At 66.7% G+C, this 14,430-nt stretch carries 14 protein-coding genes; 9 read left to right on the top strand and 5 right to left on the bottom strand.

Going from position 1 to position 14,430, the window contains the following annotated elements; genetic code table 11:
* Positions 1–13: 13 nt before the first annotated feature.
* Positions 14–1,090, bottom strand: coding sequence for an alkene reductase (locus RZE77_RS30615; protein WP_319442445.1), 1,077 nt, complete (start codon positions 1,088–1,090; stop codon positions 14–16).
* 53 nt (positions 1,091–1,143) lie between these two features.
* The gene (locus RZE77_RS30610; RefSeq protein ID WP_319442444.1) at positions 1,144–1,944 is read right to left on the bottom strand and encodes an SDR family NAD(P)-dependent oxidoreductase; all 801 of its coding nucleotides are present in this window, start codon (positions 1,942–1,944) and stop codon (positions 1,144–1,146) included.
* Positions 1,945–2,054: 110 nt separating this feature from the next.
* Between RZE77_RS30610 and RZE77_RS30605 the strand changes: the two genes are divergently transcribed.
* The 9 genes from RZE77_RS30605 (at position 2,055) to fusA (ending at position 11,890) form a co-directional block, all read left to right on the top strand.
* A complete protein-coding gene (locus RZE77_RS30605; RefSeq protein WP_319442443.1) occupies positions 2,055–2,585 on the top strand; it encodes a MarR family winged helix-turn-helix transcriptional regulator in 531 nt (176 codons plus the stop codon).
* A 112-nt stretch (positions 2,586–2,697) separates the two neighbouring features.
* Positions 2,698–2,895, top strand: coding sequence for a hypothetical protein (locus RZE77_RS30600; protein WP_319442442.1), 198 nt, complete (start codon positions 2,698–2,700; stop codon positions 2,893–2,895).
* 87 nt (positions 2,896–2,982) lie between these two features.
* Positions 2,983–3,870 carry a helix-turn-helix domain-containing protein gene (locus RZE77_RS30595; RefSeq protein ID WP_319433651.1) on the top strand — a complete coding sequence of 296 codons (888 nt, stop codon included), beginning with the start codon at positions 2,983–2,985 and terminating at the stop codon, positions 3,868–3,870.
* 139 nt (positions 3,871–4,009) lie between these two features.
* On the top strand, positions 4,010–5,695 hold the full coding sequence (locus RZE77_RS30590; RefSeq protein ID WP_319442441.1) for a thiamine pyrophosphate-binding protein: 1,686 nt from the start codon (positions 4,010–4,012) through the stop codon (positions 5,693–5,695).
* A gap of 36 nt (positions 5,696–5,731) precedes the next feature.
* The gene (locus RZE77_RS30585; RefSeq protein WP_319442440.1) at positions 5,732–6,709 is read left to right on the top strand and encodes a tripartite tricarboxylate transporter substrate binding protein; all 978 of its coding nucleotides are present in this window, start codon (positions 5,732–5,734) and stop codon (positions 6,707–6,709) included.
* Positions 6,710–6,759: 50 nt separating this feature from the next.
* Positions 6,760–7,077: an NIPSNAP family protein gene (locus tag RZE77_RS30580; protein ID WP_015865600.1), complete on the top strand. Its 318-nt coding sequence runs from the start codon at positions 6,760–6,762 to the stop codon at positions 7,075–7,077.
* 79 nt (positions 7,078–7,156) lie between these two features.
* Positions 7,157–8,758: an L-lactate permease gene (locus RZE77_RS30575; RefSeq protein ID WP_319442439.1), complete on the top strand. Its 1,602-nt coding sequence runs from the start codon at positions 7,157–7,159 to the stop codon at positions 8,756–8,758.
* Between the two features lie 33 nt (positions 8,759–8,791).
* The gene (locus tag RZE77_RS30570; protein ID WP_319442438.1) at positions 8,792–9,607 is read left to right on the top strand and encodes an SDR family NAD(P)-dependent oxidoreductase; all 816 of its coding nucleotides are present in this window, start codon (positions 8,792–8,794) and stop codon (positions 9,605–9,607) included.
* Positions 9,608–9,829: 222 nt separating this feature from the next.
* Entirely contained in the window at positions 9,830–11,890 is a 2,061-nt protein-coding gene (fusA, locus tag RZE77_RS30565) for an elongation factor G (RefSeq protein ID WP_319442437.1), read from the top strand.
* 983 nt (positions 11,891–12,873) lie between these two features.
* Here the strand turns inward: fusA and RZE77_RS30560 are convergent.
* The 3 genes from RZE77_RS30560 to RZE77_RS30550 form a co-directional block, all read right to left on the bottom strand.
* Positions 12,874–13,146 carry a hypothetical protein gene (locus RZE77_RS30560; RefSeq protein ID WP_319442436.1) on the bottom strand — a complete coding sequence of 91 codons (273 nt, stop codon included), beginning with the start codon at positions 13,144–13,146 and terminating at the stop codon, positions 12,874–12,876.
* A 95-nt stretch (positions 13,147–13,241) separates the two neighbouring features.
* Positions 13,242–13,631: a DUF5071 domain-containing protein gene (locus RZE77_RS30555; RefSeq protein WP_319442435.1), complete on the bottom strand. Its 390-nt coding sequence runs from the start codon at positions 13,629–13,631 to the stop codon at positions 13,242–13,244.
* 149 nt (positions 13,632–13,780) lie between these two features.
* Entirely contained in the window at positions 13,781–14,428 is a 648-nt protein-coding gene (locus RZE77_RS30550) for a hypothetical protein (RefSeq protein ID WP_319442434.1), read from the bottom strand.
* Positions 14,429–14,430: the final 2 nt, after the last annotated feature.

The raw sequence follows: 14,430 nt of genomic DNA, 5'->3' as shown, positions 1-14,430 counted from the left end.
CAACCGGCGGCGCCTAGCCCGCGAGCGTCGGATAGTCCGTGTAGCCCTTGGCACCGGGCGTGTAGAACGTTTCCGGAGCGGGCGCGTTCAGCGGTGCGTCCTGGCGCATGCGGTCGACCAGGTCGGGGTTGGCGATGAAAGCCCTGCCCATGGCCGTCAGGTCCGCGCGGCCTTCGCTCAGGGCCTGCAGTGCGCTGGCCTTGTCGAGTCCGCCGGCAAGGATGAAGGGGCCGTCGAACGCAGCCCTGAGGTCGGTCTTCAGCTTGGCCGGGACGGGCGGGGTGCCCATGGCCGAATGGTCGAGCACGTGAACGTACATGAGGCCGAATGCGGAGAGCTGCTTCACCAGCGCCAGGTACTGTTCGTCCACGCCTTCGAATGCGCCCGTGCCATTGAGCACGCCGTGCGGCGACAGGCGGATGCCCACGCGCTCCGCGCCGATTTCCTTCACGGCCGCTCGGGCCACCTCGAGCACCAGCCGGTTGCGCCCTTCGGCCGTGCCGCCGTAGCCATCGGTGCGGCGGTTGACGTTGGCGTTCAGGAACTGCTCGAGAAAGTAGCCATTGGCCGCGTGCAGTTCGATGCCGTCGAAGCCGGCCTCGATGGCAAGGCGCGCGGCCGTGGCGTATTCGCCGATCGCAGCCTGGATGTCGGCCTCGGTCATGGCGCGCGGCGGCGTGTGCGGCTGGTTGCCCTGCGTATCCGTCCACATCTGGCCGGGGCATGTTTCCGATGACGAGCTCAGCACTTCGGCGCCGGCCGGCAGGTTGTCCGTGTGGGCCACGCGGCCGGTGTGCATGAGCTGCACGACGATCCTGCCGCCCTTGGCATGCACTGCGTCGGTCACGAGCTTCCAGCCTTGCACCTGAGCGTCGTTGAACAGGCCGGGAATCCGGGCGTAGCCCAGGCCGTTGGGCGAGGGCGAGGTGCCTTCCGTGATGATGAGCCCGGCGCCCGCGCGCTGGGCGTAGTACGTGGCCATCAGGCTGTTGGGCGTGTTGTTCTCGGCCGCGCGGCTGCGGGTGAGCGGCGACATCACGGCACGGTTCTTGAGCGGGGTGGCGCGCAAGGAGAAGGCGTCGAAAAGCATGGACTGTCCTGAGAAAAATGGAATGGGAAAAGAGAGGCGAAGAAGGAATGGCCTCAGCCGATCTGGTAGCGCGGAGCCGGCGTTCCCACCTGCGTGGCGGCGAACAGCGCGGAGCGCGCTGCTTCGTACTTGTCCCACAGCGTTGCATCGGCGACCGACGGCCACGTGACCGCTTCGCCCTGGTCCCATCCCGCGAGTGCCGCATCGACCATGTGCTCGGTGGTCATCAGGGCGTCCTTGTTGAGGGCCGCCAGCGGCACGCCCGACAGGTCCCAGATCTCGGTGGCCGTCGAGGCCGGCAGGACCAGCTGAACCTTCACGCCAGTGCCGGCCAGCTCCTCCTGCAGGCCGCGGCTGTATTGCAGTACGAAGGCCTTGGTGCCGCTGTAGACGGCACTGATGGGCAGCGCATGGATGCCCAGTACCGAAGCGATGTTGATGATCACCCCGTCGTTTCTGGCGATGAAGGCCGGCACTACCGCCTGGGTCAGGCGCGTCAGCGCCGTGACGTTGAGGGCGATCTGCGACAGCGCGTCGCCCGCGGATCGCTGGGCCACCGGTCCCAGCCGCGCGATGCCGGCGTTGTTCACCAGCACGCGCAGGTCGGCACGGGTGGACAGGATCGTCTCAATCCGCGCCAGGTCCTCTTCCTGGGTCAGGTCGGCAACGACCGGCTCGGCCTTGATGCCGTGCGCCTTCGAGACCTGTGCGCAGAGGGCTTCGAGGCGGTCGGCGCGACGGGCGACAAGAATGAGGTCGTAGCCGCGCGCGGCGAGGCGGTCCGCATAGACGGCGCCGATGCCGGAGGAAGCCCCGGTGACAAGAGCGACTTTCCTGGAGCTGGGATGTGTCATGGATGGTTTTCCAATAAAATTTGAGGGCTCAACCAAAAAAGTTGAGGGCTCAAATGTAGAAGCGATCCGCCACCGGCTGCCGTTGGTGCAGCACTCAACCATTTTTGAACATGGGAATCAACACCAAAGCCGCCGACGCGAAGAGCAGCCTGGACCAGCCGGCCGCGGACGAGCCGGGCGTGCTGGGCGGGCGTGTCTGCACGAACACGGCACTGCGCCTTGCCGCCCGCCGGCTCGGCCAGCTGTATGACGAAGCGCTGGCGCCGCTGGACCTCAAGGCCACGCAGCTCGCGCTGATCGCGGAAATCGACAAGCTCACCGTTGCCACCCCGCAAGGACCGACGCTGCAGGACCTTGCAGCCCGGCTCGCCATCCAGCTGTCGGCGCTGACCCACGCGCTCAGGCCGCTGGTGCGCGATGGCTTCGTCGAGTTGCGTGCAGACGCCAAGGACCGGCGCACCAAGCACGGCGTGCTCACTCCGCTCGGCAAGGCCCGTTTGTCAGAAGCGGCGGTGCGCTGGGCTGCGGCAAACGACCGCGTGGAGGCCGTGTTGGGCCCTGCCTCGGCGGCGAGCCTCCGGGCCCTGGCCGACCAGGTGTCTTCCGACGCGTTTCTGGCGGCCTACAAGTCGAAGGATTGATCGCGGGACTTGTAGCCCCGCGTCCTACATCCGCGTGCTGCGCACCCCTGCCCGGCACCGCAGGCCGCGGGCAGATCATCGTCACGAATGATTGATCGAAGGAGCGCAGCCCATGAAACATGCAGACAAGCAGCCGCAGCGGCCCAGCAAGGCGGGCCTGAATCCGGACAAGTTGCATCCGCCGACCGACGTCGCCACCGAAGGCGCCACGGGCGGGGACAGGGAAAGCAGGCAGCCGCTGCACCGCCCGCTCAAGGGCGCCGAGCAGCCGCAGACGCCACCGGGTACGGGGGAGAAGACCGGCGGCTGAGCGGGCTGCCATGCGGTGGGTGCCGCACAGCGGCATGCACCGCTGTCCGATAATCGATGGCTTCGATCCGCCATCGCAAGCCCGCTCGTGTACACGCCGCCTCCCGCCGATTTTCCTGTCTTCGACAGCTCCGACTTCAGCGGCGAGGCAGGCGCATTCCATTTCGACCTGGTGCGGCTCGAAGACCGCCCGGACATCCCGCGCGGTTTCCCGCACCGCCACAACTACTACCACCTGTTGTGGATGAGCGAGGCCGCGGGCACGCACCTGCTCGACTTCGAAACCTTCGAGGCGCGCGCCAACACCGTGTTCTTCGTCTCGCCCGGCCAGCTGCATGCCTGGGCCTCGACCGTGCAGCCCAAGGGCTTCGTCATCAACTTCAGCACCGAGTTCTTCGTGCAGATGTTTCCGCGCTCGGACGACATCGCGAAGTACCCGTTCTTTCACATCGCGTCGGACGCGCCTGTGCTCTACCTTGACCAAGCGCAGCACGACGAGCTGCTGCCGCTGCTGCTCGAAATGGAAAGCGAGATGCTCGGGCGGGCCGAGGCGCGGCTGGACATCGTGCGTTCCTACCTGCTCGTTTTGCTGACGCGGTTGCGGCGGCTCTATCCGGCGCGCGCGGCCGACGGCGCCTCGCCGCAAAGCTACTCGCTGACCAAGCGCTTCAAGCTCCTGATCGACCAGCACTACCTCGACTTCGGCCCGCTGCGCGACTACGCGCAGCGGCTGCATGTCACGGAGCGCCAGCTCAACGACGCCGTCAAGCGCACGCTCGGCAAGACCGCGGGCGAGCTGGTGCATGAGCGCCTGGTGCTCGAGGCCAAGCGGCTGCTGTGCAACACCGACATGGGCGTGGCCGAGATCGCGTTCCATCTTCACTTCGAAGACCACGCCTACTTCAGCCGCTTCTTCAAGAAGCGCACGCAGCTGACACCCGGCGAGTTCAAGAAGCGCTACGGCACGCCCCGTTAGCTGGCTGGCGTAAGCCCCTAGTGCGGGCCGTCGAAAAGTACAAGACGAGCTCGCAATCGTCCTACCGCCCCGGGCGCTCGGCTGCCTAAAGTCGATCCATCTCAACTCCGCCGCCGCAATGGTGGCCCGATGGCTGGCGATGAACGATTCCCCCAAACTGCGCACCGGCGGCCAGCTGATCGTCGACGCGCTGCTCGCGCAAGGCGTGGACACCGTGTTCTGCGTGCCCGGCGAAAGCTACCTCGACGTGCTCAACGCGCTGCATGCGCAGCAGGACGCGCTGCGTGTCGTGGTGTGCCGCCACGAGGGCGCGGCCGCCTTCATGGCCGAGGCCCAGGGCAAGCTCACCGGCCGGCCCGGCATCTGCATGGTCACGCGCGGACCCGGCGCCACCAACGCGAGCATCGGCGTGCACACCGCCTTCCAGGACTCCACGCCGATGATCCTGCTGATCGGCCAGGTCGGGCGCGACATGATCGAGCGCGAGGCCTTCCAGGAGATCGACTACCGGCGCATGTTCGGCCCCTTCGTGAAGTGGGTGGCGCAGATCGACGACGTCGCACGCATTCCCGAATTCATGGCGCGCGCCTGTTCGGTGGCGATGTCCGGGCGCCCCGGCCCCGTGGTGCTCGCACTGCCCGAGGACATGCTGACCGATTCCGCCTTTCCCGTTGCGGCGCCGCGCGTGGAAGTGCCGCAGGCGCATCCCGACCCCGACGCGATGCTGCGCCTGCGCGACCATCTTGCCGCGGCGAAGCAGCCGCTGCTGCTGCTCGGCGGCCCGGGCTGGAGTGCGGCAGGCCGCGAGGCGATCGAGTGCTTTGCCGTGCAGAACGCGCTGCCCGTGGCCTGCGCCTTCCGTCGGCAGGACCTGTTCGACAATCGCCATCCGCAGTACGTGGGGGAGGTCGGCATCGGCATCAATCCCGAGCTGGCCCGCGCGGTGCGCGAGGCCGACCTGCTGCTCGCCGTGGGAACGCGGCTGGGCGAGATCGTCACGAGCGGCTACACGCTGCTCGAGGTGCCGGTGCCGCGCCAGCAACTGGTGCACGTGCTGCCCTCGGCCGAGGAGCTCGGGCGCGTGTACCAGCCGGTGCTCAAGATCCTGAGCAGCCCGGTGCCGTTCGCGCAGGCCGCCGCCGCAATGCCGCCGGCCGACCCGGCGCCCTGGCGGGCATGGCTCGGCCAGCTGCGCGCAAGCTATGAGCGCCATGTCGCACCCTCGGCGCGCGAGGCCAAGCTCGATCCCGCCCGCGTGATCCAGACCCTCCGCGACACGCTCGAACCCGATGCCATTCTCACCAACGGCGCGGGCAACTACAGCGCCTGGGCGCACCGCTACTACCCGTTCTCGCGGCCGAACACCCAGCTCGCGCCCACCAGCGGCGCGATGGGCTACGGGGTTCCGGCCGCCATCGCTGCCAAGCTGCAGCATCCGTCGCGCCAGGTGGTCTGCCTGGCGGGCGACGGCTGCTTTTTGATGACCTCGCAGGAACTCGCGACCGTCAGGCGCCATGCGCTCTCGATCCTCTTCATCGTGTTCAACAACGGCATGTACGGCACGATCCGCATGCACCAGGAAGTGAACTACCCCGGCCGGCCGATCGGCACCGACCTGTGCAACCCCGACTTCGTGCGTTATGCGCAGTCCTTCGGGCTGCATGCCGAGCGGGTGGAGCGCAGCGACGACTTTGCTCCCGCGCTGCAGCGCGCGCTCGGCGCAGGCGGCAGCGCACTCATCGAGCTCGCGATCGAGCCCGAGATCCTGACGCCGCGCGCCACCCTGAGCGAGCTGCGCGAGAAGGCACTGCGCGCCGCGTCCTGACCGACTTTTTCGCGATCCCATAAAGGAGACATAGACATGAACAAACTGCTGCGGGCCTCGGCCCTGGCGGCACTGGGCGCCTGCGCGCTCGTGCAGGCCCATGCGCAAGGCCCAGCCGACTTTCCGACACGCCCGATACGGATCGTGGTGCCCTTTGCCGCCGGCGGCGCCACCGACGTGATCGCCCGCGTGGTGGGACAGAAGATGTCGGACCAGCTCGGCCAGCCCGTGGTGGTCGACAACAAGGCCGGGGCCAACGGGAACATCGGCGCCGTGGCCGTGGCCCGCGCCGCGCCTGACGGCTACACGATCCTGATGGCGACCTCGAGCCATGCGATCAACCAGACGCTCTACCGCAAGCTCGACTACAGCCTGACGAAGGACTTTGCGGCGCTGTCGAACCTGGCGTCGGTGCCGCTGGTGCTGGTGGTGAACCCGGGCGTGCCGGCACGCAGCGCGGCCGAGTTCGCGGCCTATGCAAAAGGGCAGGGCGACAGGCTCAACTTCGCTTCCGGCGGCACCGGCACTGCCGCGCACCTGGCCGGCGAGCAGTTCAACACCCTGGTCGGCACGCGCATGCTGCACGTGCCCTACAAGGGCGGCGCGCTGGCCCAGACCGACCTGATCGGCGGCCAGGTGCAGGCGATGTTCGCCAACCTGCCCGAAGTGCTGTCGCAGGTGCAGGCCGGCAAGCTGCGGCCGCTGGCGCTGACCGGCAAGGCCCGCCGCGCCAACCTGCCCGAGGTGCCGACCTTCGCCGAAGCCGGCTATCCGCAGATGGAGGCGCGCTCATGGTTCGGCCTCTTCGCGCCGGCCGGCACGCCGGCACCGGTGGTGGCCCGGCTGTCCGCCTCGATCGCGCAAGCGGTGGCCGACCCGGCCGTGCAGGCGCGCCTCAAGGAACTCGGCGCCGACGCCATCGGCGACACGCACGAAGCCTTCCAGCCCTTCGTCGCACAGGAAGTGAAGCGCTGGGGCGCACTGGTCGAGCGTTCCGGCGCGACCGTGGACTGAATGAAAGAACCCTCCTGAACCGCAAAGAACCTCAAAGAAACGGAAAACACATGCTCTACGACGTACGCACCTACACCTGCCGCCCCGGCACCCTCAAGCGCCACCTGGCGCTGTATGCCGAGCACGGCTTCGACATCCAGCGCCGCCACCTCGGCGAACCGCTGGCCTATCTGCAGACCGAGACCGGCAACGTCAACAGCTACACGCACATCTGGGTCTTTGCCGACGCGGCCGATCGCGCGAACAAGCGCGCCGCGATGCAGCGCGACCCGGCCTGGGCGAGCTACCTCGAGAAGAGCGCGGCGGCCGCCTACCTCGTTTCGCAGGAGACGAGGCTGATGGTGCCGACCTCCTTCTTCAAACCCTGACATCGCGCTGCTGCGCGCACGCGCAGCCCCGGCAGCCGCAAAGACGGCCGCGCCGCCACAAGACCCTTGGAGACATCCCTTGTATCAACAGATCTACGACCCGGTCGGCGGGTCCCTGCTGCTGTCGTCGGCGCTGGCCGCGCTGCCGCTTCTCACCATGTTCGTCATGCTGGGCTGGCTGCGCGTCGCGCCGCACGTCGCGGCCTTCGTCTCGCTCGCCATCTGCGTTCTGGTGGCGGTGTTCGCCTACCGCATGCCGTGGGCCACGACGCTCAACCTCGGCCTCTACGGCGCAGCCTTCAGCGTGCTCACGGTGCTGTGGATCATCGTGAATGCGATCTGGCTCTACAACCTGACCGTGCAGTCGGGCCATTTCGCGGTGCTCAAGGACAGCTTCGCGCGCATCAGCCCCGATCCGCGCATCCAGTCGATCATCATCGCCTACAACTTCGGCGCGCTGATCGAGGCCCTGGCCGGCGCCGGAACCCCCATTGCCATCTCGGGCGCCATGCTGCTGGCCATCGGCATCAAGCCGATGAAGGCCGCCGTGCTGGCGCTGGTGGCCAACACGGCGCCCGTCGCCTTCGGTGCGCTCGCGGTGCCGATCGTCACGCTGGCACAGGTGTCGGGCGAACCCTTCGGCCTGCTGGGTGCGATCGTCGGGCGCCAGACGCCGATCCTGGCGGCCTTCGTGCCGCTGATCCTCGTCGGCCTGCTCGACGGCAGGCGCGGCCTTCGCCAGACCTGGCCCGCCGCCGTGGTTGCGGGCCTCGCGTTCGGCGCGGCGCAGTGGATTGCCGCCAACCACATTTCGGTCGAGCTGGCCGATGTGTTCGGTGCCCTTGGCTCGGCCGGCGCGCTCATGCTGTTCCTGCGCGTGTGGCAGCCGGTGCAGCCCGGGCGCATCGAAGACGTGGAGCCGTCGCAGCTGGCGGTGGCGCGGCACGACGCACGCACCGTATGGATCGCCTACGCACCCTACATCCTGATCATTGCCATCTTCTCCCTGGCGCAGATCAAGGGCGTGCAGCAATGGCTCTCGGCGGGCACCCTGCGCTTTCCGTGGCCGGGGGTGGACATCGTCAATGCGGCGGGCAAGCCCGTGTCCTCGGTCTTCACGCTCAATTCGCTGTCGGCGACCGGCACGCTCCTTTTGGTGGCAGGACTGCTGTCGGCGATGCTGCTGCGCGTGCGGCCCGCCGCGGCCGTTCGCACCTATGGCGCCACGCTCAGGCAGCTGCGCTGGGCCATTCCCACCGTGCTGTGCGTGCTGGCCCTGGCCTTCGTGATGAACTACTCCGGCCAGACGATCACGCTCGGCCGCTGGATGGCGCAGACCGGCCCGGCCTTCGCCTTTCTCTCGCCGGTGATCGGCTGGATCGGCGTGGCCGTGACGGGGTCGGACAATTCCTCGAACGCGTTGTTCGGCGCGCTGCAGGTCGCCGCGGCCAACGAGACCGGCATCCGTCCCGCATTGCTGGCCGCGGCCAACGCATCCGGCGGCGTGCTCGGCAAGATGATCTCGCCGCAGAGCCTGGCCGTCGGCGCGGCCGCGGTCGGCATCATCGGGCAGGAGGGCGCGATCTTCCGCAAGGTGATCGGCTGGAGCCTGCTGTTGCTGCTGGCGCTTTCCACGCTGGTCTACTTGCAGGCAGGCCCGCTGGCCTGGATGCTTCCCTGAATTCCTACACTTCCTGATCCACGGAGATCCAACATGCAGAACTACCGCCAACTCTTCGATCTGAGCGGCAAGACGGCCGTGGTGCTGGGCGCGGCGTCGGGCATCGGCCAGGCGTCGGCCCATGCATTGGGCGCGCTCGGTGCGCACGTCGTGTGCGCGGACCGCGACGCCGACGGCGCACAGGCGACGGCCGAGCAGATCACGCAATCGGGCGCGGGCTCGGCCGAATGGCGCTGCACCGACGCGGCCAGCGGCGCGGACATCGCGGCACTGGCTGCGCACACGCTGGCGGTGCGCGGGCGCATCGACATTGCCGTGGCAACGCCGGCGCTCAATATCCGCAAGCTCATCGTCGACTACACGGACGAAGAGTTCGACCAGGTCGTCAACCTGAACCTCAAGGGCGCCTTCCACTTCATGCGCCGCTTCGGCGCGCCGATGATGAAGCAGGGGAGCGGCAGCCTCATCTTGTGCTCGTCGATGCGCGCGGTGACGATCGAGCCCGGCCTCGGGATCTATGCAGCCACCAAGGCCGGCATCGCGCAGATGGTCAAGGGCTTCGCCTCGGAGGTGGGCAGCTATGGCGTGCGCGTCAATGCGGTCATGCCCAGCATCATCGAGACCAGGCTGACCGCGCCGCTCAAGGAGCGCCCGGCCATCTACGACACCTATGCCGCCCACACGGTCTTCAATCGCTGGGGGCAGCCGTCGGAAGTGGGTTCGGCGGTGGCCTTTCTCGCGTCCGACGCGGCCAGCTACATCACGGGCAGCTCGCTGTCGGTGGATGGCGGCTGGACCGCGATCGACGGCCCACCCACCGGTCTGACGGCGACGCGGCCGTCCGAGTAAGCCGGCCCCGCACCGGCGGCTCCATGCCGAAGCCGTGCAGGCATGGCTGCCTGGACGCCGTACCGGTGCAGCATTTCGACGGGCGTTCGAAGCAGGCCCCGGGCAGCCACCTGCTTGCGTCGGCACGGCCAATCCCGTACGCTGGCCTGGCGTCCATGCGCAGCACCCGAGCCCTGGCGGGCCGCCGGGCCGGCCTTGCGGGCGCGCAAAGGAGTGCATGCCATGCCAAGCCGATCGAACGGCCTTGCGGCCGAAATGCAGGCCGTGCGAACGCTGGCGCTGGTGGGCGCGGCGGCCGCCGGCAAGAGCTCGCTGGCCGAGAACCTGCTGCACAAGGCGGGCGCCATCGCGGCGTGCGGCAGCATCGAACGCGGCAGCACCGTCAGCGACCACGACCCGCTCGAGCGCCGCATGCAGCACTCGCTCAACGCATCGGTGATGCACCTCACGCACGCCGGCACGCGCATCCACCTGATCGACACGCCCGGCGGGCCCGACTTCCTGGGCCAGAGCCTGCCGGCGCTGGAGGCGGTCGAGACGGCGGCAGTGGTCATCAACGCCGCCACCGGCATCGAGCCGATGGCGGTGCGCATGATGGAGTACGCGGCCTCGCGCCACCTGACGCGCATGATCATCGTCAACAAGATCGACTCGCAGGGCGTCTCGCTGGCGGGCCTGCTGGCCGACATCCAGGCCACCTTCGGCCGCGAATGCCTGCCGCTGAACCTGCCTGACGGGGTCGGCCGGCAGGTGGTGGACTGCTTCTTCAACCGCTTCGGGCAGTCCGACTTCGGCCCGGTCGAGGCGGCGCACCGCGCGCTGGTGGAGCAGGTGGTCGAGGTCGACGCCGCCTTCGTCGACCGCTACCTCGAGGAGGGCGACGTCGACCCGGCCGAGCTGCACGCGCCGCTCGAACAGGCACTGCGCGAAGGCCACCTGATCCCGGTGTGCTTCGTCTCGTCGCGCAGCGGCGCCGGCGTGGCCGAGCTGCTGGACGTGATCGTCAAGCTGCTGCCCGACCCGACCGAGGCCAATCCGCCGGACTTCATCATGGGCGAAGGCGCAGAGGCCAAGCCCATGGAGGCCAGCCCCGACCCGTCGCTGCACGTGCTGGCGCATGTGTTCAAGGTCACGGTCGACCCCTATGTCGGCAAGATGGGCATCTTCCGCGTGCACCAGGGCACGGTCACGCGCGACAGCCAGCTCTACATCGGCGACGGCCGCAAGCCCTTCAAGGTGGCGCACCTGTTCATGCTCCAGGGCAAGGACCATGTCGAGGTGTCGCGTGCGGTGCCGGGCGACATCGTGGCGGTGGCCAAGGTCGAGGAGATCCATTTCGATGCCGTGCTGCACGACGCGGCGGAAGACGCCCACGTGCACCTCGCGCCGCTGCCGTTCCCGGTGCCGGTGCATGGCCTGGCCGTGGAGCCCAAGCGCCATGGCGACGAGCAGCGTGCGTGGGAGATCCTCGGCAAGCTCGCGGCCGAGGATCCGTGCCTGCGCATCGAGCATGTGGCCGCGACCAACGAGACGGTGCTCTACGGGCTTGGCGAGCTGCACCTTCGCATCGTGCTCGAGCGCCTGCGCGAGGTGTACCGCTTCGAGGTCCAGACGCGGCCGCCGCGCATCGCCTACCGCGAGACCGTGAGCGCGCCGGCCGAGGGCCACCACCGCCACAAGAAGCAGACCGGCGGCGCCGGCCAGTTCGCCGAGGTCTTCCTGCGCATCGAGCCGCTCGCGCGCGGCGCGGGTTTCCAGTTTGCCGACGAGGTCAGGGGCGGCGCGATCCCGGGCCAGTTCATTCCCGCGGTGGAGAAGGGCGTGCGCGAGGTGCTGGCGTACGGCGCGATCGCGGGCTACCCCGTGGTCGATGTGCGCGTGGTGGTGTACGACGGCAAGCACCACAGCGTCGACAGCAAGGACATCGCCTTCGCGACCGCCGGCCGCAAGGCCTTCATGGCCGCGATCCGCGAGGCCCGGCCGGTGGTGCTCGAGCCGATCGTGCAGATCGAGATCGCCGTGCCCGAGCATGCCGTGGGCGACGTCACGAGCGACCTGTCGGCGCGCCGCGGCCTGGTCACCGGCACCTCGGGCCTGGGAGGCGGCACCGTGGCCATTGGCGGGCAGGTGCCCGAGGCCGAATTGGCCAGCTACCAGTCGCGGCTCAATGCGATGACCAGCGGCCAGGGCCGCTACACCATTGCGCTGTCGCACTACGAAGCGGTGCCGCCGACGGTCCAGCAGGCGCTGGTGAGCCAGTATCGGGTGCGCGACGAGGAATAGCATCGCGCATCCGACTCGAGGGGCTATCTGGTTGTGCGTGAGCTGTCGGTGCTCGACGTCGCGATGGGGGAGGGCTGTGCCAGCATTGCCGCCCTCTTGCGCGCGTTCCAGCGCCATTTCGGCCAGCCGACCAGCTGTACCGAAGTGGCGTGTGACGCCGCCCATTGAACCGCAGACCATGCGTTGGCTCGGTGCGCGGTCAGCGGAGTTTCGGGTGCGTGCGACGCGTATAGCGGCTATGGGGCACCTGTGTACAGCTGTACGGGCCCGAAGCCGTCTTTCCGACTGCTCCAAAGCGGCCGTTGGTCTACGCGATAAGCTGCATTCAACATCCGTTGTTTCGCGCAGCAACCTGAAGTAAATTGCCCCCGGTTTTTTTTGCGAACGCCGAGGAGATTCAAACCGGTCTGCAGGAGAGTCCCCGCAAACACTTAGGAAGCCCCAGTGCAGCGGACGCTGACCATGACCGCTCCAGGTGAGGATGTTCGCGAAGCAAATTCATCCCACCTGTTGTTTTGTTTAAAAGGCGCGATTGGCCCCAATGGGTAGATTCGCACGTAGCTCGGGAGATGCGAGGTCAAGTAAGCACCCACGGTATGGCTTCGCACGCGCGCGGCACTCTCCTCCCGGTCTGAAGAGCCGACCGCGGCGAATCCGATGGCGTCTACCACCACGCTGCCCGCAACAAGCCCCGAGCAACGTCGTTGCTCCAAGAAGAAAGAAATGGTCTCGACTGCTTTGGCGTTCTCACCTTCAACGGGTCCTAGAGGTGACGGCAGAAAGAGCATCACGTCTTTGGTCGCTGCCCGCGAATCGGCTCGTACGCAAATGCTGAAGCCGAGGCTTACGCTCAGCATGAGAAGCACTGTGAGTCCTCGTTGCATAACTTCCTCGAATCGCTAGTCACCTTCTAGGTCATGGGCCCGACAAGGTGAGTGTCGAATGTCGGCCTGAATCGCCCCGGGGGCGATTCAAATTGCAGCCTAGTCTACGAGCTTGCCATCCTGCCAGTACTCATACAGAGCACCGGGGGTGTTGACCCAAAAGATTAGCGTGGACGGCGCCTCCAGTTCGATAAGGATCTCGGTATCTACAGCTCCTCCGATAGAGACAACCTCGCACTCCGAACCGGGCGGAAGGTGAAACTCATTTGCCCACGGTTCCACGATGACCGAGAGAGCAGTGGCGAACGAGTTCTTCAGCTTTACGGAGCTTCTATTTGTCATCTTGATATTCACCAACTGCGCTTCGAACATCTGGTTCTGGCCGGCTGTAGCCGGTTGCGACCGGCGGAGCTTCAGGATCCCTCATCCTCGATAGCAGATACCCGAAGGACTTTGTCACTGCCTACTCAGGCTGCTTTCTTCGCCAGGATCCTTCGAGCGATCTCATCGACCTCTTCATCGCTTTCACCTGGGCTCGGCTCCAAGGCCATGCGCAAAAGATGCGGCTTGATGGCTATTGCGAGCCTGGATGACGGAGCAACAAGTTTGTCGAGCACCCAGTACTTCCAGACGTGATCTTCAGACTCGAAGATCATCCTCAGATGAGGTGCCAATGGTTCACCAATGCCGGCCAGAAAGGGAGACAAGACCTTTGCGACAGGCCAGTTGATGTCTTTCATCCAAGCGATCAACTCGGGAAGAAGCGCGTCGACCGCCGGATAGCCAAGAGCGACGATCGCTTCTGCCTTCGGCAGGTCATGCTTGTCGGCTGGCAAGAGATGCGCCATTCTAGGCATGGAGTTCTCCCGCATATTCAACGGCCGCTACAGGTCGTCTGCCGAACTTGTGAGAGGAACGGTCGAGCAGCTTGCCAGCATCATCGGCAGGGATTCGCTTCAACCGATGAAGTTCAGCCACGACCGAATGCAGCTCACTAGAAAGACCGCTAGGGCTCAAGGATTTTTCCACTGACGAGGGGACCCCAAGCATAGGCATATTGGTCCGCGGCTGCCTCGACTTTCTTGGCGTTCGCCTTGCTCCAAAAACGGGTGAACCAATCCACGTGGTGCCCGACCTCGTGGCATAGCAGGTGCTCGAGATAGAAGCGACGCAGTCCTGCCATTTCGAAAAAAATCGTCCACGAGCCTCGCATTTGCCGCAGCACACCTCCGAACCGAATGAAGTGTGCAATTTCGCCTCGTGGAGGCTGTCGTCTTCCCAAGGGTAATACGCCATCTGCAGGCCAAGCGTACAGAACAACTACGCGCACGCCGCTGCCACAAATGAACTCCGCGAGCGATGCATCTGGTCCATCTTGGTGACGCGTACGCTTTCGCAGCCAGATGTGAGTGATGCCTTCGCGGTGCTGTGACGGAAGACGCTCGAGTGCCGCTGCTGCTTCTTCTACACTGACTGGAAACACATAGTCGCGCGAAGGATTGTCCTGCAGGAGCACGGGCAGGCGTTGCCCATCGGCAGGGCGCTGCAGCGAGTGCGCGCGAGCAAAGATGTTGTCAGTCAATTTCCGGCGAGTTCGGCCACCATACAGGTCGCCATAGGTACGACTCTTCTTCCAAGGGGAAGGTCTGATCAAGA

This window comes from Variovorax sp. SPNA7 (assembly GCF_033807855.1).
In the GTDB taxonomy this organism is placed as follows: Bacteria; Pseudomonadota; Gammaproteobacteria; order Burkholderiales; family Burkholderiaceae_C; genus Variovorax; species Variovorax beijingensis.
The sequence above is the reverse complement of the archived record's forward strand: the minus strand, read 5'-3'. Positions and strand labels throughout refer to the sequence as shown.

What these genes read in the sequence shown, in the direction of transcription:
- fusA (WP_319442437.1), top strand. Translation starts at nt 9,830, where the DNA reads ATGCCAAGCCGATCGAACGGCCTTGCGGCCGAAATGCAGGCCGTGCGA.
- RZE77_RS30560 (WP_319442436.1), bottom strand. Translation starts at nt 13,146, where the DNA reads ATGTTCGAAGCGCAGTTGGTGAATATCAAGATGACAAATAGAAGCTCC.
- RZE77_RS30590 (WP_319442441.1), top strand. Translation starts at nt 4,010, where the DNA reads ATGAACGATTCCCCCAAACTGCGCACCGGCGGCCAGCTGATCGTCGAC.
- RZE77_RS30600 (WP_319442442.1), top strand. Translation starts at nt 2,698, where the DNA reads ATGAAACATGCAGACAAGCAGCCGCAGCGGCCCAGCAAGGCGGGCCTG.
- RZE77_RS30615 (WP_319442445.1), bottom strand. Translation starts at nt 1,090, where the DNA reads ATGCTTTTCGACGCCTTCTCCTTGCGCGCCACCCCGCTCAAGAACCGT.
- RZE77_RS30555 (WP_319442435.1), bottom strand. Translation starts at nt 13,631, where the DNA reads ATGCCTAGAATGGCGCATCTCTTGCCAGCCGACAAGCATGACCTGCCG.
- RZE77_RS30605 (WP_319442443.1), top strand. Translation starts at nt 2,055, where the DNA reads ATGGGAATCAACACCAAAGCCGCCGACGCGAAGAGCAGCCTGGACCAG.
- RZE77_RS30585 (WP_319442440.1), top strand. Translation starts at nt 5,732, where the DNA reads ATGAACAAACTGCTGCGGGCCTCGGCCCTGGCGGCACTGGGCGCCTGC.
- RZE77_RS30570 (WP_319442438.1), top strand. Translation starts at nt 8,792, where the DNA reads ATGCAGAACTACCGCCAACTCTTCGATCTGAGCGGCAAGACGGCCGTG.
- RZE77_RS30610 (WP_319442444.1), bottom strand. Translation starts at nt 1,944, where the DNA reads ATGACACATCCCAGCTCCAGGAAAGTCGCTCTTGTCACCGGGGCTTCC.
- RZE77_RS30580 (WP_015865600.1), top strand. Translation starts at nt 6,760, where the DNA reads ATGCTCTACGACGTACGCACCTACACCTGCCGCCCCGGCACCCTCAAG.